Source organism: Leifsonia poae, from assembly GCF_050632865.1.
Classification (GTDB): domain Bacteria; phylum Actinomycetota; class Actinomycetes; order Actinomycetales; family Microbacteriaceae; genus Leifsonia; species Leifsonia poae_B.
The window spans coordinates 927,565-947,493 of the sequence record NZ_JBODSA010000003.1; the positions used below are offsets into that span (position 1 = coordinate 927,565).

Consider the following 19,929-nt stretch of genomic DNA (forward strand, 5'->3'; position numbering starts at 1 on the left):
CCGCCTCTCGTTTCCGCTCCGACGGGTCCGGCGAGCGTGTGCGATCCTGGTCGAGTCATGACTGTCACTTCTCTTCTCGACCTGCGCTTCGCCGCCGACCACCTCGAGGATGGGCCGCGCGCGCTGCTCGACATCCTCGCGGACACTCGCGCTTTCGAGGGCTGCCTCGGCGTGGAGATCGTCACGGACGTGACAGACCCCGCTCACGTCGTCGCGGTCGAGCACTGGGAGTCGATCGAGCACGATGAGGCCTACCGCGCCTGGCGGGCCGGGCCGGGAGCTTCGGGCCTGGGTGCCTACCTGGCGGGATCGCCGGTCCTGACTCGGTTCACGGACGTCGCTTCGCTCTGACCCGGTTAGACCGCGTGCGGCGGCGTCAGCACCCCGTCGGTCAGCGCCTCGGCGGGATCCTGGCCGACGGCGACGATCGCGTTGCGCGCATCCACGTGGACGATCCGCGGTTCGAACGTGCGGGCCTCGGCGTCGTCCAGCTGGGCGTAGGAGATGACGATCACCGTGTCCCCGACATCGACGAGGTGCGCGGCGGCGCCGTTGATCCCGATGACGCCGCTTCCGCGCTCGCCGGCGATCAGGTACGTCTCGAGGCGTGCGCCGTTGGTCACGTCGACGATCGCGACCTGCTCCCCGGGAAGGAGATCGGCCGCCTCCATGAGGTCGAGGTCGACGGTGAGGGAGCCGACGTAGTGCAGGTCGGCGTGGGTGACGGTGGCGCGATGGATCTTCGACTTGAACATGGTGCGGAGCACGCGTCCATCAAAGCACGAGTCGAGGGTGGCGTTGCAGCTCAGGCGAACTCCGCCAGCGCGGCGTCGAGGTTCGGGGCCGTCATCCCCTCGGTGCTGTTGTCGAACAGGATGTGGTGGGCGCCCCGCCAGCGGCATTCGGCGGCCTGGGCGGTCGCCCAGAACTCGTCCCAGTGCGCCAGCTTCCAGGCGTCTCGCTCATAGCCGCGACCTTCCACACGGTCGCGGACGCGCGAGCCCTCGACCGTGACGTGAACGACGAAGATCTGGGCGTCGGCGGGCCAGTCGTGGCGGGCTCCAGCGGCCTCCAGGAAGTCCTGGCGGGGGAAGTAGCGGACGAAGGGGGCGTCGAGGACGACCGAGTTGCCGAGGCGCAGGTTGTCGCCGGCGAGCCGGAGCAGCGTCTCGTACTCGAGGTCCATGACGGAGCGCTGGTAGAACTCGTTGTTGTCGCGCTCGTGCTTGTCGGTTCCGGCGAGTTCGAGCAGGGCTTCGGTGAAGAAGGTCGCGACGCTGTCCTTGTCCAGGTAAGCGGCGTGCGTCCGCTCTGCGATGAGCGTGCTCACGGTCGACTTGCCGGACCCGGCCGGTCCGATCACGAAGTAGAGTCTGGCGGGCATAGCGGTCTTTCTCCGGTCGGGGCGGCGTCGCGCCGTGGACGCCGCCCCTGTCAGGCTAGCGGGATGCGTCGGCGACCTGGCTGGCGGGCGTGCGCTGCTTGACGAACAGTCCGTAGGACAGCGCGCCGACCAGCAGCAGGATGCCGCCGACGAGGAACACCAGCGTGTAGTTGCCGCCGGTCGCCGTGAGGATGGCTCCGGTGACCACCGGCGCGACCGCGGCGCCGATGAAGCCGCCGAAGTTCTGGATCGCGCCGAGCGACGCGACCTGGTTCGACGGTGCGACGTCGGAGGCGAGGGTCCAGAGGCACCCGATGGGCACCTGGGACGCGAAGTAGCCGACGGAGAGCAGCGTGATCGCCAGCGGTGTGTTCTCGACGTACGCGACGGGCAGCACAGCGGCCGCGGCGAGGAGTGCACCGCCGACGATCGGGATCTTCCGGGCCAGGACGGTGTTCACACCGCGGGCGACGAGCCGGCCGGACAGCCATCCGCCGAAGATCACGCCGATGATGCCGCAGAGGAAGGGCAGCGAGGCGAGCCAGCCGCTGTCCGCGAGGCTGAAGCCGCGAGCGGTCTGCAGGTAGCTGGGGAGCCACGTGAGGTAGACCCACACCGTGTAGAAGATGCCGAAGGCTCCGAGGATCATGAACCAGGTGTTGCGCTGCTTGAACAGCTGACCCCAGTGGACCTTCTCCACCGGTGCCGCCACGACGGCGTCGGCCTGCGCGCCCTTGATGATCGCCTGCTCCTTCAGCGTGGGATCGCGGTAGATGCGCAGCCAGACGAGGGCGATGACGATGCCCAGCGCGCCGACGATGATGAACATCCCGCGCCAGCTCATGGTGAGGAGGAGGAACGTGAGCAGCGGCGGAGCGATCGCGTTGGCGATCTGCGAGCCGGTGTTCACGAGCGAGACGGGGAGGGCCCGCTCCTTGGCATTGAACCAGCGCTCGTTGACCTTGAGGGCCGACGTGAAGAACGGGGACTCGGCGATGCCGAGGGCGACGCGGGCGGCGTAGAAGAAGCCGAACGAGTTCGCGGCCGCGGTGATCATCGAGATGAGCGACCAGGCGCCGGCGGCGAAGGCGAACATCCGCTTCGGCCCGAACCGGTCGACCAGGTATCCGGCGGGCAGGTTCGCGATGGCGTAGGGCCATGAGAACGCCGAGAGGAGCAACCCCATCTGGAGCGCGTTCAGGTGGAACTCTTCCGCGATGGTCGTGTTGGCGACGCTGAGCGTCGAGCGATCGAGGTAGTTCACCACCCCACCCAGGATCAGGAATCCCACCAGGAACCAGCGGATCCTCACGGTCTTCTTCTCCGTCGGGGTGAGGCTGGGCGCCTCGGTCAGCGTTTGACTCATCTTGTCACTCCTTTGTGCGGGTTCGGCGGGGTCGCCGTGGTGCTGGGGTTTGCGGGGGTGGTTCAGGTCCTGGCCGCGGAGATCGCGTCCAGGAACTCGGAGGCGGCGGCGGTGACCTTGCGGTAGTCGCCGTCGGCCCGGGCGGCCTTCGTGATGTGGCTTCCGACCCCGACAGCGACGACGCCGGCGGCGAACCAATCGCCCACGTTGTCGGGTGTCACACCACCGGCGGGGAGGAGAGGGGCCTGCGGCAGGGGCGCCCGCACGGTGCGGACGTATCCCGGCCCGACCGCGTCGGTCGGGAAGAGCTTGACGATGTCGGCGCCGGCCTCCATGGTGTCGACGATCTCCGTCGGCGTGTACGCGCCGCTGATCGAGACCGCCTGGATAACGGTTCGCCGTCGCGAGCATGTCGCGGTTCAGGTTCGGCGACACCAGGATGCGTGCTCCCGCCTGCAGGGACGCGAACGCGGCGTGGCCGTCTAGGACCGTCCCGGCGCCGACGGCGACACCCTGCGATTCGAACTCGTCCGACAAGGTGCGGACGACCTCCAGCGCGCGGGGCACGGACAGCGTGATCTCGAGGGCGCGGATGCCGCCGGCGACGGCGGCCCGCGACACCTCCAGTGCTTCTTCGGCACTGTCGAGCCGGACGATCAGCACCGCGCCGGTGGAGTGGATCGCGCTCAGAACTTCGAATTTGCTTAACATCGCGCATCACCATATCTCAAAAATTCACAGAACGCGAGAGAATCTGTTAATTCATGTTCGAGATTGGGAGATAGGCTGCAATCGTGAGTTCACTTCCGCCGCTGATCCCGGAGCAGCGCCACCAGGAGATCCTTCGTCTGCTTCGGAGCACCGGTGTGCTGAGCATCCGCCACATCGTCGAACTGCTCGGGGTGTCGCACATGACTGTGCGGCGCGACATCGCGGCGCTGGAGGAGAGCGGAGAGGTGGTCTCCGTGCAGGGCGGCGTGCGCCTGGCCGACTGGAAGGGGACAGAGCCCCCGCGGGAGCGACGCTCGCGCGCGATCCTGGAGCTGCCTCGAAAGAGGGCGATCGCCGAACTCGCCGCCGGCCTGGTGGAGGACGACATGACGCTCTTCCTGGATGCGGGGACGACGTGCGAAGCGATCGTCCCCTTCCTCGCGGGCCGTAGAGGGCTCACCGTCGTCACCAACGACTTCTTCGTCGTCACGGCGCTCCTCGACCATCCCGAGATCCAGAGCATCCACACCGGCGGGGTCGTGGACACCTCGAGCGGGTCCTCGAGCGGACCGATGGCAGCCCACACGCTCGATGGGATCAGCCTGGACATCGCCTTCCTCAGCACCGGCACCTGGGACCTCGCCCACGGCGTCACGACGCCCGAGACGGACAAGGTGGTCGTGAAGCGGTCCGCCCTCCGCGCTGCGCAGAGCGTCCTCGTGGCCGACAGCACGAAGTTCGGCACCTACGAACGCTTCAAGGTGGCGCCGCTGGACGCGCTCGACCTCATCGTCTCCGACACCGGGCTCCCTGTGGAGGGGCGCCGGACTGTAACAGAGAGCGGTGTGGAGTTACGGCTGGCGGTGCCGGGGGAGAGCGTGGAGTAGACCCGATGGAGGAGCTGCTGGGCGGCGGCAACACGACCGAGGGCGTCGTCAAAGCGGGCCGTACCGTTCGACGCCCGCGCGGCCGGCGCTCGGCCTTCGCGAGCGAAGTTCTCCGCACCCTGAATGAGGCCGGCATCCCGTGGGCGCCCACCTACCTCGGCATCGACGGGGAGGGCCGCGACGTCTTCTCCTACATCCCAGGGGCCACCACCGATCACCCCTCGCAGCGCGACGAGCGCTGTTATGCGGCGTTCGGAGGGATCCTGCGCGAACTTCACGAGTTCAGCCGCGGTACCCCGCTCGCCGCGGGCGGCGAGTGCCTGGTCCACGGTGACCCCGGTCCCTTCAACGTGATCATGGCGGAGGGGATGCCGGTGGCGCTGATCGACTGGGATAGCGTCCATCCCGGCGACCCGATGGAGGACGTCGGCTACGCGGGGTGGACGTGGTGCATCTACGCAACGGGGAACGTCCCGGTGGTCGATCAAGCGCGACGGCTGCGACTGCTGGCCGACGGCTACGACCCGGACCTGCGGGGCGACGCCCTGATCGAGGCGATCTTCCGGAGCCAGGACTCGCTCATCCGGATCGAGGGGGCGAACGCCGGCGACGACGGGCTCAGTGACCAGCGACGCCGGCACGCTCGCGCCGCCGTCGAGTGGGCCGGCAGCTGCCGGACTGTGCTGGAGACGAACCTGGAGATGTTCGCCGAAGCATTGCGACGCGACTGACGATGAGGACAACGGTGAAGGCGGCGGTCTTGGTGTCGATCGCTGTCGTGGTCCTCGTGTGGTCGGAGGCTGTCCACACGCGGGCATCCACGCGCAGGCTGAGCCCCCGTGCCGAGGCCGACCCGCTCGTAGAAGCGGTTGTGGTGCTCGGGTACAGGAATCGGGGCACGCGCGCGAACTACCTCAACCGGTACCGGGTTCGCGCCGGTCTCCGGTCGTTCGATGATCGTGCCCGCGAACGGCTCCTCATCCTGTGCGGTGGGCCGGTCGCCGGTGACATCGCTGAAGCGACGCTCATGGCGGATTACGCACGCACGATGGGCTACACGGGCGCCCTCCGACTCGACACCGAAAGCCTCAGCACGTGGGAGAACATCACAAACGCGATTCCGCTGCTCGAAGGTGCCGACTCGATCAAGGTCGTGTCGAACTCGCTCCATGCCGAGAAGGGCAGGGCGTATCTGTGGAAATTGCGCCCCGACCTCGCCGCGCGACTGCGTCGCGGGTCGGACCATCGATTCGGCGAGATCATCCTTCTCAAACCGATCGCCGCGGTGATCGGGCTTCGCGGTCTGCGCGGACTCCCGCCGGGTTGAGTCCTCCTGCCCATGGGAGAGGGCCACGAGGGTGGCCATAGACGCGTGCGATCCGGTCGCAAGTAGGGTCGGGATGTGTCGACGACGGTTCCCTTCCAACCCTTACCGCTGGACCAAGCCGAGATCGTCTACGAGTACGGCCCGGATTCGGTTCCCGACCCCGCCGTCGCTCGAGGTGACGTCGAGGAGATCCGCCTCACCGGCAGCGATTTCTACCCGGGGACGTCGAGGACGATCTGGATCCACCGGCCCGCGGGACTCCCGTCCGACGTCGAGGCCGGTGTGATGTTCTTCAACGACGGCTGGTGGTACCTCGACCCGGACGGGGACGTCCGCGGCGGAACGGTGCTCGACAACCTGTCCGCGGCAGGCGCCATCCCGCCGGTCATCGGCGTCTTCGTCGATCCGGGCATCCGCGATGAAGACGGACAGGCGATCAAGAACCGCAACGTCGAGTACGACGCTGCCGACAGCCGATACGCGGACTTCCTCATCGAAGACGTCCTCCCGCTCGTCCGGTCCCGGCACCGGATCTCCGAGAACCCGTCGATGCGGGGCATCTGCGGCGGGAGCAGCGGCGGCAACGCAGCCCTGACGGCGGCCTGGAACCGGCCGGATGCCATCGGGCGCGTGATCACCTTCAACGCGAGCTTCGCGCAGATGCCGCACGGCAACCCCTACCCGAAGCTCCTCGCCGAAGAACCGCCACGAAACCTCCGCGTCTTCGTTCACGCAGCGCGCCGGGACCTCAACTGGAACCGCTCCGAGGACAACTGGTTCGCCGAGAACCTGGAGACCGCGGCGGCACTCGCCCGCGCCGGATACGACATGCGTCTGGTCGTGGGCGACGGCGGACACAGCCCCAACCACGGTGGCGTTCTCCTCCCGGATGCGCTGCGGTGGCTGTGGAGGTGACTGCCTCCGCCTGACTCGTGCCCGCGCGCAGGGTCACGGCAGATCGAGGCCTTCACCCTCGTAGAAGCGTCGCGTCGCCGGGGAGCCCGAGAGGAACACTTTCGGCAGGGTCGACTCGTCGAACACAGCGCGGCGCCGCCGCCGGCTGGCGCGTGTGTTGAGCAGCAGGTATCTGATCATCGACCAGGACAGCCTGTCTCTGGTTCCCGGCAGACCGCCGATCCGCCTGCCCGCCGGCTGCAATGCGCGCCGGACGTATCGCGCCAGGCTCGCCCCTGTCGACATGTCGATGACGATGAGACCCGTTGCTCGCTGTAGACGCTGCGGCATCAGCTTCGAGTAGTTCCCCTCGATCACCCAACGCTCGGTGCGAATGGCGGAATCATGGAGCTCGGCGAAGGCGTCGTCCGGGCGGAGCTGCCACTGCGAACCCGGCAGGTGTCGATACTGGTCCAGATGGACTACCGGGAGACCGAGGCGCTTCCCTATGGCGGCCGCCAGTGTCGACTTTCCGCTGCCTGACTGGCCGATGATGCAGATCCTGTCGCCCAGATCAGCAAGCCGCATGGCTCAACGCTATTCCAGCTACGGCGTAGGGGTCACCCGGACTCGCGCCCATTCCCGTCTCCCGGACCTGACGATGCTGCCGTCGCGAACCGCTATCCGCTCGCCCGGGTCGCTCACGAGTCGTCCGTCGATGCGGACCGCGTTCTGAGCGAGCAAGCGCCTGCGGGCGGACTGGCTGATGTCGGGCCGGACACGTTCGAGCAGACTCAACGCGGTGAGCTCGCTATCAGCCACCGATACGTCCCGGATGTTCTCGGGAGCCGCGCCGCTCGAGAAGACGTCGACGAAAGCGTCGCGCTCCCGGGTGGCGACGACGTTGCCGTGGTACCGCTCGACGACGGCTTGGGCCAGCCGCAGCTTGGCATCGCGGGCTCGTGTACCGCCGGCCTCCGCGTCCGAATGTATCTCGGCGAGTTCTGATTCCGCGAGGGCGGTGTACGCATCCGCCCATGCCGGGAGGAGGTCGTCGCTGAGGCTCATGATCTTCCCGAACTTGTCGGTCGGCGTGTCCGTGAGCGCGACGTAGTTGCCGAGGGATTTCGACTGTTTGGGGCCGCCATCCAACCCGGGGGTGATCACCGTGGTGATGATGCTCTGCGGGCGCGCGCCGAGCCGCTGCTGGAATTGACGTCCCATCATCTCGTTGAACAGCTGGTCGGAGCCGACGATGGTCAGGTCGCTCTGCATCGCGAAACTGTCGTAGCCCTGAAGAACCGGGTACGTCAGCTCATGCAGGGCGATCTCGCGTCCGGCAGCAACGCGGTCCCGGAACATGTCCCGCGCCATGAGCTGGGCGTGCGTCGTCATGCTGAACAGACCGAGCAATTCCGAGACCGGCATGGGCCCGAACCACTCAGAGTTCCGGCGCACCTCGAATACGCCTGGGTCGGTGTCGAGCACGAGCGAGACCTGGTCGAGGAACGCCCGCGCGTTGGCCTCGATCGCCTCTTCGGAGAGGACGGGACGCGTCTCGCTCTTGCCTGTCGGGTCTCCCACCTGAGTGGTCAGGTCGCCGAGGAGGAAGATGACCTTGTGCCCGTGATCCTGCAGGCGACGCATCAGCCAGAGGTTCACCGCGTGGCCGAGATGAAGATCGGGGGCGGTCAGATCGACGCCGTACTTGATACGGAGCTGATCCCCGCCCTCCAGGCGCCGGCCCAGCGCTCCCTCATCGACGACCGAGTCGATCGTCCGCCACATCGGGCCCAGGATGTCATCCGCTCGGGACATGGCCTTTCCTCTCACTACGGGCGAGAGGAGTAGACGGGCCAGAGCCTCCCGCGGATACACGAAAGGCAAGGACGGGTGTCCTTGCCTCGGGGCTCTGACCAGGTGAAGAACGCGCGCTACACGTCGCCGGCTCTGACCAGAGCCGGAAGATATGCGTGCACACGCGTGATCATGCGCGAAACTGTAGCACGCACGGGTGCGGGGAAGGCGACGATGAGCGTGAGTGGCACGGGGGACGGGATCGAGGTCTCGTGTCAGGCTCGCAGGGCCTCCAGCGTTGCCACCGGGACGATGCCGTCGGCCCGGGCCGCCATGGCCGCATCCACGGTGACGAGCGTATCGGCCTGGAGCTTCGCGACCGCCAGGTATTCGGCATCGGCGATCGTGCTCCAGCCGTGCGCGAGGGCGAGCTGATAGGCGGTCCAGCGGGAGACCCGGTCCCCGAGCACGCGGATGGGCAGCTCGGTCATCCGCGTGTGCAGCTGTCGGGCCTCCGCCTCCGCGATGTCGCCGGACAGCAGGGCGTCGAGCGCGTCCGACCGGATCGAGTGCGGCGCGACGAGCCGGATGTCGTCGGCTACGGGCATGTCGTCGGTGACGATGCGGAGCAGCGTGGGCGCGTCGATCGCGTAGCGGCGCACGGTGTCGGAGGCGGTCATGCGCCGACGGTATACCCGCCGCCGCGTCATGACCGCCGGGTTCTCGCGTCTAGAGAAGTGGAGCCTTTCGCGCGCACCGCGTCCGCTCCTCCATCGATAGACAGGAACACAGCAATGACTCTGAAGAAGACCCTCCTCATCCCGGCCGCCCTGGTCGCGGGGCTGACCGTCGCCGCGCTCGCCGGCTGCGCCACGGAGACCGCCGCGTCGACGGCCGCGCCGACGTCCACAAGCACGGCCTCCTCCGTCGGCACCGCGACGGACATCCTCGAGACCTCCGCCAAGTCGCTTCCGTTCATCGAGGACGGCGTGACCGAGTCGGACGGACAGGGCAGCGAGGTGACCGGTGACTACACCCTCACCTACAAGACGACCCTCGCCGACGCGAAGGCCGAGGCGGCCAAGCTGCTGAAGGCCGGCGGCCTCACCGATCAGGGTGGCGACAAGTACAGCAACGACAAGTGGACCGTCACCCTCGAGGGCACCGGCAGCAAGGTCGTCTACAAGCTCGACCGCAAGTAACGCGGAGCACGGCGGACCCCGCCGCCGACAAGGAGGCGGGGTCTGTCAGCGCTGCCCGGCGCCCGTCGGGCCACGGCCCGCCCACGGGTCGTAGTCCGCGAGCAGCGCGCCCTGCTCCGGGCGCTCCGCCTCCGGCACGTGCTGCAGGTTGATCCGTACTCGGTACCAGAGCGAGCTCGAGCCGCGCATGCCGTCGACCAGTTCATCCGCGGGATGGAGCTTGCCGGCGGCGTCCGGATGCTGTGCCTTCCAGCGTTCCAGCGCCTCCTGCGCCTCCGGCTTCGTCTTGGTGCGGGCGACCTCGATCAGCGGCATCTGAGACACCCGGCGGCCCTCGCCGTCGCCGGCGCGTGGCGGCTTCTCCGCCGGGCCCAGTTCGCGCGCGAGGGCGAGCAGCCCGTCCAGGGAGCCGACGGCCTCATCGATGCCGACATGCGCGTCGCCGCGCTCGGCGAAACGCTCCAGCACCGTCCGCACCGTGAACTCCTCCGGGCGCCGCGAGCGGACCTCGTCCCAGTCGAGCGGTGTGGACACGCGTGCGTCGGGCAGCGGGCGAATGGAGTACGCCGACGCGACCGTCCGATCCTTCGCGTTCTGGTTGAAGTCGACGAAGACGCTCTCGCCACGCTCCTCCTTCCACCAGCGCGCGGTGGCCAGACCGGGCGCGCGGTTCTCCACCTCGCGGGCCAGCGTCTCGGCTGCGAGACGCACGTCGGCGAACGTCCACTGGGGTGCGATGCGGACCAGGATGTGCAGCCCGCGGGATCCGCTCGTCTTCGGCCACCCGACGAGGCCGTGATCGGTGAGGACGTCCTGCGCGATGAACGCCACATCCACGATCTGCGACCAGTCGACGCCCGGCATGGGGTCCAGATCCACCCGCAGCTCGTCGGGATGGTCCAGGTCCTCCGCGCGGACGGGATGCGGGTTGAGGTCGAGGCACCCGAGGTTGGACACCCACGCCAGGCCGGCCGCGTTGCGCACCACCGCCTCCTCGGCGGAGGTGCCGCGCGCGTAGTGCAGGGTCGCCGTGTCGATGTACGGCGGGTGCCCCTCCGGCACGCGCTTCTGGAAGAACGGCTCCTGCGACAGCCCCTTCACGAAGCGCTTCAGCACCATGGGCCGTCCACCGGCGCCTCGTAGCGCGCCCTCGGCGACGGCGACGTAGTAGCGCGCGAGGTCGAGCTTCGTCAGCCCGGGCTCCGGGAAGACGACCTTCTCGGGGCTGGAGATGCGCACCTCCTCGCCGTCCACATCCAGGAAGGTCTCCGACTTCGACGAAGGGCTCATGGTGCTCACGGTAACGGGCGAGCGAGGAGGCGACCAGGCCTCCTGGCGCCTCAGCTGCGACGGCCGCGCCGTGCCGACGCCGAACGCGGCGGCAGCGAGCGCATGTGACGGACCACGGGATCGAGCAGCTGCTGCAGCTCGACCGTGCCGTCGGCTGAGAGCGAGTCGAACAGCATCCGGTTGAGGATGTCGATGTGGCCGGGGAACACCGCGGCCAGCCGCGCCCGGCCCGCGTCGGTGATGGTGACCGTGGTGGCGCGCTCGTCCTCGGCCGAGGGGCCGCGCGTGACGAGCCCGGCCTTCTCGAGCAGGCTCGCCTGGTAGGTGAGGCCGCTCCGGCTGTAGACCACGCCGTCGGCGAGCTCCGTCATCCCGCAGCTGCCGTCCGGCGCGTCGCCGAGGCGGGCGAGGAGCTGGAACTGCACGTAGCTGAGGTCGCCCGCCTCGCGGAGCTGCTGCTCGACCGCGTGGCGCAGGAGGCTCGCGGTCTCGATGAGCGCGAAGTACGCGCCGAGCTGACGCGGGTCGAGGGCGGGGGACGCATCGGACATACGAGAAGTATATGTTGCTTCGAATTCGAAGCAGTGTTACAGTCCCGAATGTGCTTCGAATTCGAAGCAAAGCTGACGACGAAAGAAGAAGACCATGAAGGCAGTGCGCTTCCACCAGTACGGCGGCCCCGACGAGCTGCGCTACGAAGACGTCGAGATTCCGGAGCCCGGCGCGGGCGAGGTCCGCATCCGCGTCTCCGGGGCGGCGTTCAACCCGGCCGACAACGGCATCCGGAGCGGCAACCTGCGCGACGCGATCCCCGTGACACTCCCGCACACCCCCGGCTACGACGTGTCGGGGACCGTCGACGCGATCGGCGCCGACGTCGACGGACTCACGGTGGGCGACGCGGTGATCGGCTTCCTCCCGATGGTGGCTGACGGAGCGGACGCCGAGTTCGTCCTCGCCCCGGCCGACGCCCTCGCCGTGGCGCCGGCCAGCATCCCGCTCGCCGACGCGGCGGCCCTCCCGTCGGTCGGCCTGACGGCCTGGCAGGCGCTGTTCGACGATGCCGGGCTCGAGGCGGGCCAGCGCCTGCTGGTCAGCGGCGCAGGTGGTGCGGTCGGCGGCTACGCCGTACAGCTCGCGAAGCAGGCCGGCGCCTCCGTCATCGCGACCGCGAGCCCGCGCAGCCGCGACGCGGTGATCGCGGCCGGCGCCGACGAGGTCATCGACCACACCAGCACCGACGTCCTCGACGCGGTCGCCGAGCCGGTGGATGTGCTGCTCAACCTGGCCCCGATCTCGCCCGACGAGTTCCGCGCCCTGGTGGGCCGCGTGCGCGACGGCGGGGTCGTGGTCAGCAGCACCGCGTGGATGCCCGCACCCGGCGACGAGGACCGCGGCGTGCGCGCTGTCGACGTCTTCGTCCGCAGCGACGTGGCGCAACTCACCGAGCTGGTCGCTCGCGTGGACCGCGGTGAGCTGCGGGTGCAGGTCGACCGCCGCATCCCGCTCACCGAGGTCGCCGCGCTGCACGCCGAGGCGGCGTCCGGGGAGCTCCGCGGCAAGGTCGTCGTCGTGCCGGACGCGAACTGAGGCGACGCCCGATGGGGAGGGCGGGCCGCGGCTGCGTACACTCGGCCTGAACCCTCCCCTCGCGAAAGAGAGCCCTGCGTGACCGAGCCGAAGCAGCTGTTCGTCAACCTGTTCGAGATGGCGACGCCCAGTCACATCACGCACGGGCTCTGGCCGCTGCCGGGCAACAACCGCGAGCGGTTCGCCGACCTCGACTACTGGCTGGAGTTGGCGCAGCTGCTCGAGCACGGCGGGTTCGACGGCCTCTTCCTGGCCGACGTCGTCGGCGCGTACGACGTGTTCCGCGATGGGCCGGAGACCGCCCTGCGGGAGGGGCTGCAGATCCCGAACCTCGACCCGCTGCTGCTGGTCCCGGCGATGGCCGCGGTGACCGACCGCCTCGGCTTCGGCGTCGCCTTCTCGACCACTTACGAGCCGCCGTTCGCATTCGCACGGCGGATGTCGACGCTCGACCACCTGACGAAGGGCCGCATCGGCTGGAACATCGTCACGTCGTACCTGCCGAACGCGGCGCGCAACTTCGGCCTCGACGCCGAGATCCCGCACGACCTCCGCTACCGCTACGCCGAGGAGTACCTGGAGGTGCTGTACAAGCTGTGGGAGGGGTCCTGGGACGACGACGCGGTGGTCGCCGACCGCGCGGCCGGCGTCTTCACCGACCCGTCGAAGGTCCGTTATATCGACCACGTCGGCGAGCGGCACCGGGTCGCGGGTCCGCACCTGGTGCATCCCTCGCCGCAGCGCACGCCGCTGCTCTTCCAGGCGACCGGGTCGCCGGCGGGGATCGCCTTCGCCGGTCGCCACGCCGAGGTCGTCTTCACCGGCGGACGCACGAGCGACGAGTTCCGCCGAAACACCGAGGGGATGCGGGACGCGGCCGAGCAGCAGGGCCGCGACCGCGACGACGTGCGCTTCATCGCGATGGCCGGCGTCATCGTCGGCCGGACGCAGGAGGAGGCGGAGGACAAGTGGCGCCTCTACCGCGAGAACGTCAGCCTCGACGGGATGCTCGCGCACACCAGCCTGCCGATCGACCTGACGGCGTTCCCGCGCGAGATCACCGTGCGTGAGGCGCTGGAGCGCGCGGAGTTCCCGGCGGAGCGCGTCCCGTTCCTGCCGCTCGACCGCACGGTCGGGCAAGCGCTCGACTTCGTGAAGTACGGGCGCGACGAGCGCTTCCTCGTCGTCGGGGATGCGAAGACGGTCGCCGACGAGATCGAGCGCTGGCTGGATGAGGACGGCCTGGACGGCATCAACCTGCGCCAGTACCACTCGTTCGACACGGCGCGCGACTTCGCCGAGCTGGTGATTCCGGAGCTGCGGCGCCGCGGCCGGATGCCGGCCGAGGGCGACGCGCCCGTCACGCTGCGCGAGCGCTTCTTCGGCGCGGGCAACCGTCGTCTGCCCGACCGGCACCCCGCCGCGCGCTACCGCCCCAAGCCCCCGAGCACAGGAAAAACGTCGCCGTTCTGAGCGGACCGCGACGTTTTTCCTGTGCTCGACGGCTAGCGGCGCGCTTCGAGCAGCCGCTGCCAGTCCCGGGGGACGCGGTCGGCAGGGCCGGGCACGGTCTGGTCCTCCGGGTGGCTGACCGGCGGCGCGAGCTCGGGCCCGCTCAGGAAGGTCTGGCGTCGGTAGTCCCAGAACCAGTCCTCCCCGGGCTCGTAGCTTTGGATGATCGGATGCCCGGTGCTCGCCGCGTGCTTGCTCGCGTGGGTGTTCAGCGAGTCGTCGCAGCAGCCGACGTGCCCGCACTCCGCGCAGCGTCGGAGGTGCACCCACCAGTCGCCGGTCTGCGTGCATTCGACGCAGCCGGGTCCGCTCGGCGGCACCGCCGTGTCGATCCCCGTATCGGTCATCCCTCGGTCCCCTCCATGGTCTGTCACGGCGTCACGAACCGCCCCTCGGCGGCGTCGCCGCTGGACTGCTCGCGCAGCACGAAGTGCTGCTTCTTGCCGGTGGCAGTGTAGGGGAGCTCTGTGACGAACGTGTATCGCCGCGGGCGCTTGTAGTCGGCGAGCGAGACGCTGGCGCGGCAGTGCGCGTCCAGCTCCCGGGCCGCCGCCTGCGGATCCTGGAGCTTGCCGGGGCGCGGCTGCACGTACGCCACGACGACCTCGCCCCACTCCTCGTCCGGCAGCCCGACCACGATGCTGTCGGCGACATCGGGATGCTCGGCCAGCGTCTCCTCGACCTGCACGGGATGCACGTTCTCGCCGCCGGAGATGATCATGTCGTCCTTGCGGCCGATGATCGTGACGATCTCGTTCTCGTCCCAGCTGGCCAGGTCGCCCGGGTACATCCAGCCGCCGCGGAACTTGCGGCCTTGCTCCTCCGGGTTGTGCATGTAGGCGTAGCCGCTCTTGACGCTGCGCATGATGACCTCGCCGATCTCGTGACCGTCCTTCGCGGCGTGGTCGTCCGGGGCGGCTGTGCGGTCGTCGCCGTACACCTTCACGACCGCCACGTCGTCGTCGAGGCAGGCGCGACCGGCGGCGCCGGCGGCATCCGGCAGGTCCTCGGGGCGCAGGTAGGTGTTCCAGAACGCCTCGGTGGTCCCGTAGCCGTTCGCGATGCGCGGCGTGAGGACGCGCTGGTACCGCAGGGCAGCGGCCCGATCGAGCGGCGCACCCATCGTGACGATTCCGTGCAGCGAGCTCAGGTCGCGGGGTGACGCCTCCTGCGCGTCAGCGAGCCGTTCCAGGTTGGTCGGTGCGCCGATCACGTAGGTGAGCCCGTACTCCTGGATGCTGTCGAGCACGATCTCCGGATCGAACCGTGGCAGCGTGACGACCTCGGCACCGACATAGAAGGCGGTGTTGGGCCCGGCGCAGTAGTTGCCGCCGCGGTGGAACCAGGGCGACATGTTCATCGTCCGGTCGGTCGGAGCGAGCGGGAAGTGCATGATCACGTCGTGCGCGGTCAGCACCTCGTTGAGGCTGGTCAGCGGCACGGCCTTCGGCATGCCGGTCGTGCCGCTGGTGTAGAGACGCGAGGTCTCGTCCCAGACGCTGGCACCCTCGGGCGCCCGGAAGGACGGCGCGCCCTCGACCAGCAGGTCTTCGAAGCGGATGGCGCCATCCAGCAGCGGTCCGTCACCGACGGCGGCGAGCACGGACGGACGGTGCGAGGCGAGCTCGAGCGCGGTCGCCACCGAGTCGCGCGCGGCGGCGTCGTACACGAAGACGGCGGGACGCGAGTCGTCCAGGATGTGCGCTGTCTCGCCCGGGGCGAGGCGGAAGTTCATCGGTGAGCTGACGGCGCGGAGGCCTTGTGCCGCGACGTACAGGAACGCGAACTCGGGAGTGTTCATCAGCTGGTACGCGACGATGTCGCCCACGCCGACGCCGCGCTCGGCCAGCCCGGCCGCCAGGGCGCCGGTCACCTCGCCGAGCTGCGCGTACGTCCAGCTGCGGCCGGAGGGCGGGTCGGTCAGTGCGGTGCGCGCAGCGTACCGGTGCGTGTTCCGCTCGACGGCGGAGGCGTAGGTGAAGTGCTGCTCGAACACCGCGCGCAGGGTGCTGGGGTCGTACTCGGTGTTCGGCTCGATGGCGTGCGCGGTCGGGTCGGTGAGGGTCATGGTTCTCCTCGGGCAGGGGATTCAGGCGTCCGGTGGGCGTCGACTCCGTCTCGGTTCGATGGGTGAGGCGTCCTGGCGGAGCTCCGACCAGAACGGGGGCGCGACGACGGTGAGCCCGCCGTCGACGACGAGGGTGTGGCCGGTGATGTACCCGGCGGAGGGGGACGCGAGGAAGCGCACGGCGGCGGCCACATCGTCGGCCGTGCCGAGCCTCCCGAGCGGGATGCGCGAGGTCATGACGTCGAGGTCGGGCACGCCGGCGTGACCGTAGAAGTAGTGGAGCGAGTCGGTGTCGATGAGGCCGCCGTTGACCGCGTTCACCGTGATGCCGTCGCCGCCCCACTCGGCGGCGAGGTGGCGCACCCACGACTCGACGGCGGCCTTGTCCGAGCCGATCGCTCCGTAGAGGGGAACGCGCGGTGGCTGCCGTAGCTCGTGACGGCGACGATGCGGCCGCCGCGGTGCTCGCGCATCCGCTCGGCAGCCCGCTGGGCCAGCAGGACGAACGACCGGACGTTGGTCGCCCACGACCGCTCCAGATGCCGCGAGGTCAGCTCGGTGGCGGGTTTGAAGGCGGAGGAGGCCGCGCTCGCCACCAGCACGTCGAGGGCGGAGCCCGCGGGGAAGGCCTCCTCGAAGAGGCGGTCGATGTCCTCCTCGCTCTCCAGCTCCAGCCGGTGGGCGCCGGCGGACCCGCCTGCGGCGCGGATGCCGTCGACGACCTCCTGCGCGGCGTCGGCCTCGCGGCGGAAGGTGAGCACCACATCCACCCCGTCGGCGGCCAGCGTCTCGGCGATCCGGCGTCCGATCCCGCGCGACCCGCCCGTCACGAGTGCGCGACGGGGCACGGTCTCGGTGTCCGGGATCGGGTTGTTCGTGGCGGCCTCCGTACGTCTCCGACGAGAGTCTAGACCTGTCGGAGGGTGCCTCCGGTACGGTTCCGCTCGTCCCGTCAAGCCCTACAGCGCGGGTGCGGGCGGGCGGATGCTCGTCGTACGTCCGCACAGCCGCGGGCGCGCAGAACCGCAGGAGCCGACCATGACCGCCTTCCGTCGCATCGCCCTCTCGGGCGAGCACACCGCACGCACCAATCCGCTCGACCTCTGGGGGCGCCGCGTCGCCGTCGGCATCGCCGTGCTCGTCGGTATTCCGACCGTCGTCGCCGGGATCATCGCGCTGCTCTCCTAGCGGGCGTCGCGCGACCGGCGTACGTTCGCGCGGTCAGCACACTCCGCCCACGCGTCAGTTGCTCGTCGTTGCGGTCGACACGCCGTATCGAACCGCAACAACGAGCAATTCACGAAGGTGGGCTCAACGGAAGGAACGCGATGAGCGACGAGAACCAGCGCCCCGACGCCGACGAGCTGCCCGACGGCTCCAACTCCGACGGCAGCCGGTCCGAGCCCGGCGAGGACACGACCTCGGGCGGCGGACCCGACGAGCACAAGGACGCGAAGGGCGCCTGACCGCGCCCGTCCGTCCGCCTCAGCGGCGGTGGAACGGCCGGATGCTGAGCGATTCCACCGTCCCGGTGGCCGGGAGGTCGACGGCGACGCGCACGGTCGCGGCCACCATCTCGGGCGTGATCGTGTACGTCGCGTCGTATTCGTGGCCCTCGCGGGCGACGAGCGCGCGCTGCATGTCGGTGTCGACGCGTCCGGGATGGATGCTCGTCACGCGCACGCCGTGCGGCCGCTCCTCCTCCCGCAGTGCATCGGTGAGGGCCCGCAGAGCGAACTTCGAACCGGCGTAGACCCCGCCGCCCGGACCGCTCGCGAGGCCCGAGCCGCTGTTGATCGACACGACGAGTCCCTGCGCCGCCCGGAGCGCGGGAAGGGCACGGCGCGTCAGCGCGGCGACGGCGAACACGTTGACCTCGAACACGTGCTTCCAGGTCTCCGCATCCGTCGCCTCGACAGTGCCGCCGTCCTCGACGCCCGCGGAGTGGACGAGGACATCCAGCCGGTCGGGAAGCGCCGGCAACGAGTCACCGCTGAGGTCGGCGACCAGATCGGCCACGTACGGCTCGGCCGATGGTAGTTCGGCCACGACCGCCGCCACCGCGTCCGCATCCCGCCCGCCCACCAGGATGTGGTGCGTCCGCCCGAGCTCGACGGCGATGGCGCGGCCGATGCCGCGCGAGGCTCCGGTGACGAGGGCGATGGGGCGGTCGGTGTCGGTGCTCGGCATGCTCCGACCCTACGCGGGCGCCGGCAGCGAGCCGACCACCATCTCCAGGATGCGGTCCGCCTGCACGAGCCCGGCCTCACCCTCCGGGACCCGCCAGAGCGCGCTGAGCAGGAGGAGCACATCGCCGGCATCGGCGCCCGGGCCGATGTCGCCGTGCGCGACCGCCGCGTCGAGCAGTGCGCCGATCGCCGCGGTCACCGGCGCGTAGGTCGCATCGATCACCGCCTGCGCGGCGGGAGTGGCGAGGGCGTCGCCGAGGCCGTGCTTGATCCGCACTAGCGCCGCCAGGTCGCGTGACCAGGTGCGGAACGCGTCCAGCGGCTCCTGTTCGGCGAGCAGCGGGCCGACCGAGCGCTCGAGCGCATCGATCTCCTCCTTGTAAACCCCGAGCAACAGCGCCTCGCGGGTCGGGAAGTGCCGGTACAGCGTGCCCGCGCCGACGCCGGCGCGCTTGGCGATCTGGTTGAGAGAGGCGTCCGTGTCCTCGCGGAAGGCCTGGGCGGCGACCTCGAGGATGCGCGCGCGATTGCGCTGGGCATCGGCGCGCGTGATCGGCTCGGGCATGCGGCTCCTTGCTAAACGGAGAATTCTCCGTTACGTTCCTTCTGGAAGCGGAGAGTTCTCCGCTGAGTTCTATTCAAGGAGATCCCATGCGATACCGCAAGCTCGGCACCACCGGCCTCGACGTCTCACCCATCGCAATCGGCGCGATGACCTACGGCGAACCCGACCGTGGCCATCCCGTCTGGTCCAAGGGCGAGGAGGACGCGCGTCCCCTGATCAAGCACGCGCTCGAGGCCGGCATCAACTTCTTCGACACCGCCAACATGTACTCGAACGGCTCCAGCGAGGAGATCCTGGGCAGGGCGCTGCGCGACTTCGCGGACCGCGACGACGTCGTGATCGCCACCAAGCTCCGTCACCCGATGCGGCCGGGGCCGAACGGGAAGGGCCTCTCGCGCAAGGCGATCATGACCGAGGTCGACCACTCGCTGCAGCGGCTCGGCACCGACTACATCGACCTCTACCAGATCCACCGCAACGACCATTCGACTCCGCTGGAGGAGACGCTGGAGGCGCTGCACGACGTGGTCAAGGCGGGGAAGGTCCGCTATCTCGGCGCTTCGTCGATGTTCGCGTGGGAGTTCGCCAAGGCGCTCCACCTTCAGAAGCAGCACGGCTGGGCGCGCTTCGTCACCATGCAGGACCACTACAACCTGCTCGCACGCGAGGAGGAGCGCGAGATGATCCCGCTCTGCCTCGACGAGGGCGTCGGCACGATCATCTGGAGCCCGCTGGCACGCGGCCGCCTCGCGCGCGGCTGGGACGACGCCCGCTCGACCGCGCGCTCGCAGAGCGACGGCGACTACGCCGACCTGCTCTACACGCCCGACCAGGAGCGCTCGAACCGGGTGATCATCGACGCGGTCGGTGAGGTGGCGGCGGCCCACGGGGTGAGCCGGGCGACCATCGCGCTCGCGTGGCTGCACCGGCAGCCGGTGGTCACCGCGCCGCTGGTGGGCGCGAACTCGATCGCGCAGATCGACGAGGCGGTCGCCTCCCTCGACGTCGAGCTCACCGACGACGAGGTGCGGTCGCTGCTCGCGTCCTACACGCCGCGGTACGACTTCCAGGGCGTCGCGGATGAGGCGACGATGGAGGCCATCCGCGCCCGCGTGCCGGGGATGGCGCTGGCCTAGCCGACGGTCCG

General features: G+C 69.6%; 24 protein-coding genes and 2 pseudogenes. 11 read left to right on the forward strand and 15 right to left on the reverse strand.

Annotation, left to right across the window (positions count from 1 at the left end; all coding sequences use genetic code 11):
- Positions 1–57: 57 nt before the first annotated feature.
- Positions 58–351 carry a putative quinol monooxygenase gene (locus ACRAWB_RS14815; RefSeq protein WP_431354013.1) on the forward strand — a complete coding sequence of 98 codons (294 nt, stop codon included), beginning with the start codon at positions 58–60 and terminating at the stop codon, positions 349–351.
- Positions 352–356: 5 nt separating this feature from the next.
- Here the strand turns inward: ACRAWB_RS14815 and panD are convergent, their stop codons facing one another.
- From panD to ACRAWB_RS14840, 5 genes and pseudogenes are all read right to left on the reverse strand, one after another.
- Positions 357–767, reverse strand: a complete 411-nt coding sequence (panD, locus tag ACRAWB_RS14820) for an aspartate 1-decarboxylase (RefSeq protein WP_431354014.1) — start codon at positions 765–767, stop codon at positions 357–359.
- A 38-nt stretch (positions 768–805) separates the two neighbouring features.
- Positions 806–1,384, reverse strand: coding sequence for an AAA family ATPase (locus ACRAWB_RS14825; protein ID WP_431354015.1), 579 nt, complete (start codon positions 1,382–1,384; stop codon positions 806–808).
- Between the two features lie 55 nt (positions 1,385–1,439).
- The gene (locus ACRAWB_RS14830) at positions 1,440–2,750 is read right to left on the reverse strand and encodes an MFS transporter (RefSeq protein WP_431354524.1); all 1,311 of its coding nucleotides are present in this window, start codon (positions 2,748–2,750) and stop codon (positions 1,440–1,442) included.
- A gap of 62 nt (positions 2,751–2,812) precedes the next feature.
- Positions 2,813–3,085 (reverse strand): hypothetical protein, encoded by a 273-nt coding sequence (locus ACRAWB_RS14835; RefSeq protein ID WP_431354525.1) that lies wholly within the window; start codon positions 3,083–3,085, stop codon positions 2,813–2,815.
- A gap of 121 nt (positions 3,086–3,206) precedes the next feature.
- Positions 3,207–3,461: pseudogene (locus ACRAWB_RS14840) on the reverse strand (hypothetical protein); the annotation flags it as partial.
- Positions 3,462–3,544: 83 nt separating this feature from the next.
- On the opposite strand from ACRAWB_RS14840, the gene ACRAWB_RS14845 reads away from it, so the two are divergent.
- The 4 genes from ACRAWB_RS14845 (at position 3,545) to ACRAWB_RS14860 (ending at position 6,590) form a co-directional block, all read left to right on the forward strand.
- Positions 3,545–4,348, forward strand: a complete 804-nt coding sequence (locus ACRAWB_RS14845; protein WP_431354016.1) for a DeoR/GlpR family DNA-binding transcription regulator — start codon at positions 3,545–3,547, stop codon at positions 4,346–4,348.
- 5 nt (positions 4,349–4,353) lie between these two features.
- A complete protein-coding gene (locus ACRAWB_RS14850) occupies positions 4,354–5,079 on the forward strand; it encodes a phosphotransferase family protein (protein ID WP_431354017.1) in 726 nt (241 codons plus the stop codon).
- Between the two features lie 14 nt (positions 5,080–5,093).
- Positions 5,094–5,675 carry a YdcF family protein gene (locus ACRAWB_RS14855; protein ID WP_431354018.1) on the forward strand — a complete coding sequence of 194 codons (582 nt, stop codon included), beginning with the start codon at positions 5,094–5,096 and terminating at the stop codon, positions 5,673–5,675.
- 75 nt (positions 5,676–5,750) lie between these two features.
- Positions 5,751–6,590: an alpha/beta hydrolase gene (locus ACRAWB_RS14860; RefSeq protein ID WP_431354019.1), complete on the forward strand. Its 840-nt coding sequence runs from the start codon at positions 5,751–5,753 to the stop codon at positions 6,588–6,590.
- A 33-nt stretch (positions 6,591–6,623) separates the two neighbouring features.
- On the opposite strand, the gene ACRAWB_RS14865 is transcribed toward ACRAWB_RS14860, so the two are convergent.
- The 3 genes from ACRAWB_RS14865 to ACRAWB_RS14875 all read right to left on the reverse strand — a co-directional run bounded on the left by ACRAWB_RS14865 (position 6,624) and on the right by ACRAWB_RS14875 (position 9,046).
- Positions 6,624–7,157, reverse strand: coding sequence for a hypothetical protein (locus tag ACRAWB_RS14865; protein WP_431354020.1), 534 nt, complete (start codon positions 7,155–7,157; stop codon positions 6,624–6,626).
- A gap of 18 nt (positions 7,158–7,175) precedes the next feature.
- Positions 7,176–8,387 carry a tyrosine--tRNA ligase gene (gene tyrS / locus ACRAWB_RS14870; RefSeq protein ID WP_431354021.1) on the reverse strand — a complete coding sequence of 404 codons (1,212 nt, stop codon included), beginning with the start codon at positions 8,385–8,387 and terminating at the stop codon, positions 7,176–7,178.
- A 254-nt stretch (positions 8,388–8,641) separates the two neighbouring features.
- Positions 8,642–9,046 (reverse strand): hypothetical protein, encoded by a 405-nt coding sequence (locus ACRAWB_RS14875; protein ID WP_431354022.1) that lies wholly within the window; start codon positions 9,044–9,046, stop codon positions 8,642–8,644.
- A 114-nt stretch (positions 9,047–9,160) separates the two neighbouring features.
- Here ACRAWB_RS14875 and ACRAWB_RS14880 point away from each other — a divergent pair, with 114 nt between their 5' ends.
- Complete coding sequence (locus ACRAWB_RS14880) at positions 9,161–9,568, forward strand: hypothetical protein (RefSeq protein WP_431354023.1); 408 nt, start codon at positions 9,161–9,163, stop codon at positions 9,566–9,568.
- A gap of 45 nt (positions 9,569–9,613) precedes the next feature.
- Here the strand turns inward: ACRAWB_RS14880 and ACRAWB_RS14885 are convergent, their stop codons facing one another.
- A complete protein-coding gene (locus tag ACRAWB_RS14885; protein WP_431354024.1) occupies positions 9,614–10,858 on the reverse strand; it encodes a DNA polymerase domain-containing protein in 1,245 nt (414 codons plus the stop codon).
- 50 nt (positions 10,859–10,908) lie between these two features.
- Positions 10,909–11,409 (reverse strand): MarR family winged helix-turn-helix transcriptional regulator, encoded by a 501-nt coding sequence (locus ACRAWB_RS14890; RefSeq protein WP_431354025.1) that lies wholly within the window; start codon positions 11,407–11,409, stop codon positions 10,909–10,911.
- A 94-nt stretch (positions 11,410–11,503) separates the two neighbouring features.
- Here ACRAWB_RS14890 and ACRAWB_RS14895 point away from each other — a divergent pair, with 94 nt between their 5' ends.
- Together ACRAWB_RS14895 and ACRAWB_RS14900 are read left to right on the forward strand one after the other, a co-directional pair.
- The gene (locus ACRAWB_RS14895; RefSeq protein WP_431354026.1) at positions 11,504–12,448 is read left to right on the forward strand and encodes an NADP-dependent oxidoreductase; all 945 of its coding nucleotides are present in this window, start codon (positions 11,504–11,506) and stop codon (positions 12,446–12,448) included.
- 78 nt (positions 12,449–12,526) lie between these two features.
- A complete protein-coding gene (locus ACRAWB_RS14900; RefSeq protein WP_431354027.1) occupies positions 12,527–13,921 on the forward strand; it encodes an NtaA/DmoA family FMN-dependent monooxygenase in 1,395 nt (464 codons plus the stop codon).
- A 32-nt stretch (positions 13,922–13,953) separates the two neighbouring features.
- On the opposite strand, the gene ACRAWB_RS14905 is transcribed toward ACRAWB_RS14900, so the two are convergent.
- The 3 genes and pseudogenes from ACRAWB_RS14905 to ACRAWB_RS14915 form a co-directional block, all read right to left on the reverse strand.
- Entirely contained in the window at positions 13,954–14,307 is a 354-nt protein-coding gene (locus ACRAWB_RS14905; protein ID WP_431354028.1) for a UBP-type zinc finger domain-containing protein, read from the reverse strand.
- 23 nt (positions 14,308–14,330) lie between these two features.
- Positions 14,331–16,028 (reverse strand): class I adenylate-forming enzyme family protein, encoded by a 1,698-nt coding sequence (locus ACRAWB_RS14910; RefSeq protein ID WP_431354029.1) that lies wholly within the window; start codon positions 16,026–16,028, stop codon positions 14,331–14,333.
- Positions 16,029–16,049: 21 nt separating this feature from the next.
- A pseudogene (locus ACRAWB_RS14915) lies at positions 16,050–16,876 on the reverse strand (SDR family oxidoreductase).
- 190 nt (positions 16,877–17,066) lie between these two features.
- Between ACRAWB_RS14915 and ACRAWB_RS14920 the strand changes: the two are divergent.
- Together ACRAWB_RS14920 and ACRAWB_RS14925 are read left to right on the forward strand one after the other, a co-directional pair.
- Positions 17,067–17,216 (forward strand): hypothetical protein, encoded by a 150-nt coding sequence (locus ACRAWB_RS14920; protein ID WP_431354030.1) that lies wholly within the window; start codon positions 17,067–17,069, stop codon positions 17,214–17,216.
- A 140-nt stretch (positions 17,217–17,356) separates the two neighbouring features.
- On the forward strand, positions 17,357–17,494 hold the full coding sequence (locus ACRAWB_RS14925; protein ID WP_431354031.1) for a hypothetical protein: 138 nt from the start codon (positions 17,357–17,359) through the stop codon (positions 17,492–17,494).
- A 19-nt stretch (positions 17,495–17,513) separates the two neighbouring features.
- Here ACRAWB_RS14925 and ACRAWB_RS14930 read toward each other — a convergent pair whose 3' ends face one another.
- Entirely contained in the window at positions 17,514–18,218 is a 705-nt protein-coding gene (locus ACRAWB_RS14930) for an SDR family oxidoreductase (protein ID WP_431354032.1), read from the reverse strand.
- Positions 18,219–18,227: 9 nt separating this feature from the next.
- Positions 18,228–18,782, reverse strand: coding sequence for a TetR/AcrR family transcriptional regulator (locus ACRAWB_RS14935; protein WP_431354033.1), 555 nt, complete (start codon positions 18,780–18,782; stop codon positions 18,228–18,230).
- A gap of 86 nt (positions 18,783–18,868) precedes the next feature.
- On the opposite strand from ACRAWB_RS14935, the gene ACRAWB_RS14940 reads away from it, so the two are divergent.
- Positions 18,869–19,918, forward strand: coding sequence for an aldo/keto reductase (locus ACRAWB_RS14940; protein ID WP_431354034.1), 1,050 nt, complete (start codon positions 18,869–18,871; stop codon positions 19,916–19,918).
- Positions 19,919–19,929 lie beyond the last annotated feature (11 nt).

Bases quoted from the DNA above. Each gene is read 5' to 3' on its own strand.
- ACRAWB_RS14935 (WP_431354033.1), bottom strand. From the start codon at position 18,782: ATGCCCGAGCCGATCACGCGCGCCGATGCCCAGCGCAATCGCGCGCGC.
- ACRAWB_RS14830 (WP_431354524.1), bottom strand. From the start codon at position 2,750: ATGAGTCAAACGCTGACCGAGGCGCCCAGCCTCACCCCGACGGAGAAG.
- tyrS (WP_431354021.1), bottom strand. From the start codon at position 8,387: ATGTCCCGAGCGGATGACATCCTGGGCCCGATGTGGCGGACGATCGAC.
- ACRAWB_RS14880 (WP_431354023.1), top strand. From the start codon at position 9,161: ATGACTCTGAAGAAGACCCTCCTCATCCCGGCCGCCCTGGTCGCGGGG.
- ACRAWB_RS14930 (WP_431354032.1), bottom strand. From the start codon at position 18,218: ATGCCGAGCACCGACACCGACCGCCCCATCGCCCTCGTCACCGGAGCC.
- ACRAWB_RS14940 (WP_431354034.1), top strand. From the start codon at position 18,869: ATGCGATACCGCAAGCTCGGCACCACCGGCCTCGACGTCTCACCCATC.
- ACRAWB_RS14905 (WP_431354028.1), bottom strand. From the start codon at position 14,307: ATGACCGATACGGGGATCGACACGGCGGTGCCGCCGAGCGGACCCGGC.
- ACRAWB_RS14815 (WP_431354013.1), top strand. From the start codon at position 58: ATGACTGTCACTTCTCTTCTCGACCTGCGCTTCGCCGCCGACCACCTC.
- ACRAWB_RS14835 (WP_431354525.1), bottom strand. From the start codon at position 3,085: ATGGAGGCCGGCGCCGACATCGTCAAGCTCTTCCCGACCGACGCGGTC.
- ACRAWB_RS14865 (WP_431354020.1), bottom strand. From the start codon at position 7,157: ATGCGGCTTGCTGATCTGGGCGACAGGATCTGCATCATCGGCCAGTCA.
- ACRAWB_RS14885 (WP_431354024.1), bottom strand. From the start codon at position 10,858: ATGAGCCCTTCGTCGAAGTCGGAGACCTTCCTGGATGTGGACGGCGAG.
- ACRAWB_RS14910 (WP_431354029.1), bottom strand. From the start codon at position 16,028: ATGACCCTCACCGACCCGACCGCGCACGCCATCGAGCCGAACACCGAG.
- ACRAWB_RS14850 (WP_431354017.1), top strand. From the start codon at position 4,354: ATGGAGGAGCTGCTGGGCGGCGGCAACACGACCGAGGGCGTCGTCAAA.
- ACRAWB_RS14875 (WP_431354022.1), bottom strand. From the start codon at position 9,046: ATGACCGCCTCCGACACCGTGCGCCGCTACGCGATCGACGCGCCCACG.
- ACRAWB_RS14890 (WP_431354025.1), bottom strand. From the start codon at position 11,409: ATGTCCGATGCGTCCCCCGCCCTCGACCCGCGTCAGCTCGGCGCGTAC.
- ACRAWB_RS14825 (WP_431354015.1), bottom strand. From the start codon at position 1,384: ATGCCCGCCAGACTCTACTTCGTGATCGGACCGGCCGGGTCCGGCAAG.
- ACRAWB_RS14920 (WP_431354030.1), top strand. From the start codon at position 17,067: ATGACCGCCTTCCGTCGCATCGCCCTCTCGGGCGAGCACACCGCACGC.
- ACRAWB_RS14895 (WP_431354026.1), top strand. From the start codon at position 11,504: ATGAAGGCAGTGCGCTTCCACCAGTACGGCGGCCCCGACGAGCTGCGC.
- ACRAWB_RS14925 (WP_431354031.1), top strand. From the start codon at position 17,357: ATGAGCGACGAGAACCAGCGCCCCGACGCCGACGAGCTGCCCGACGGC.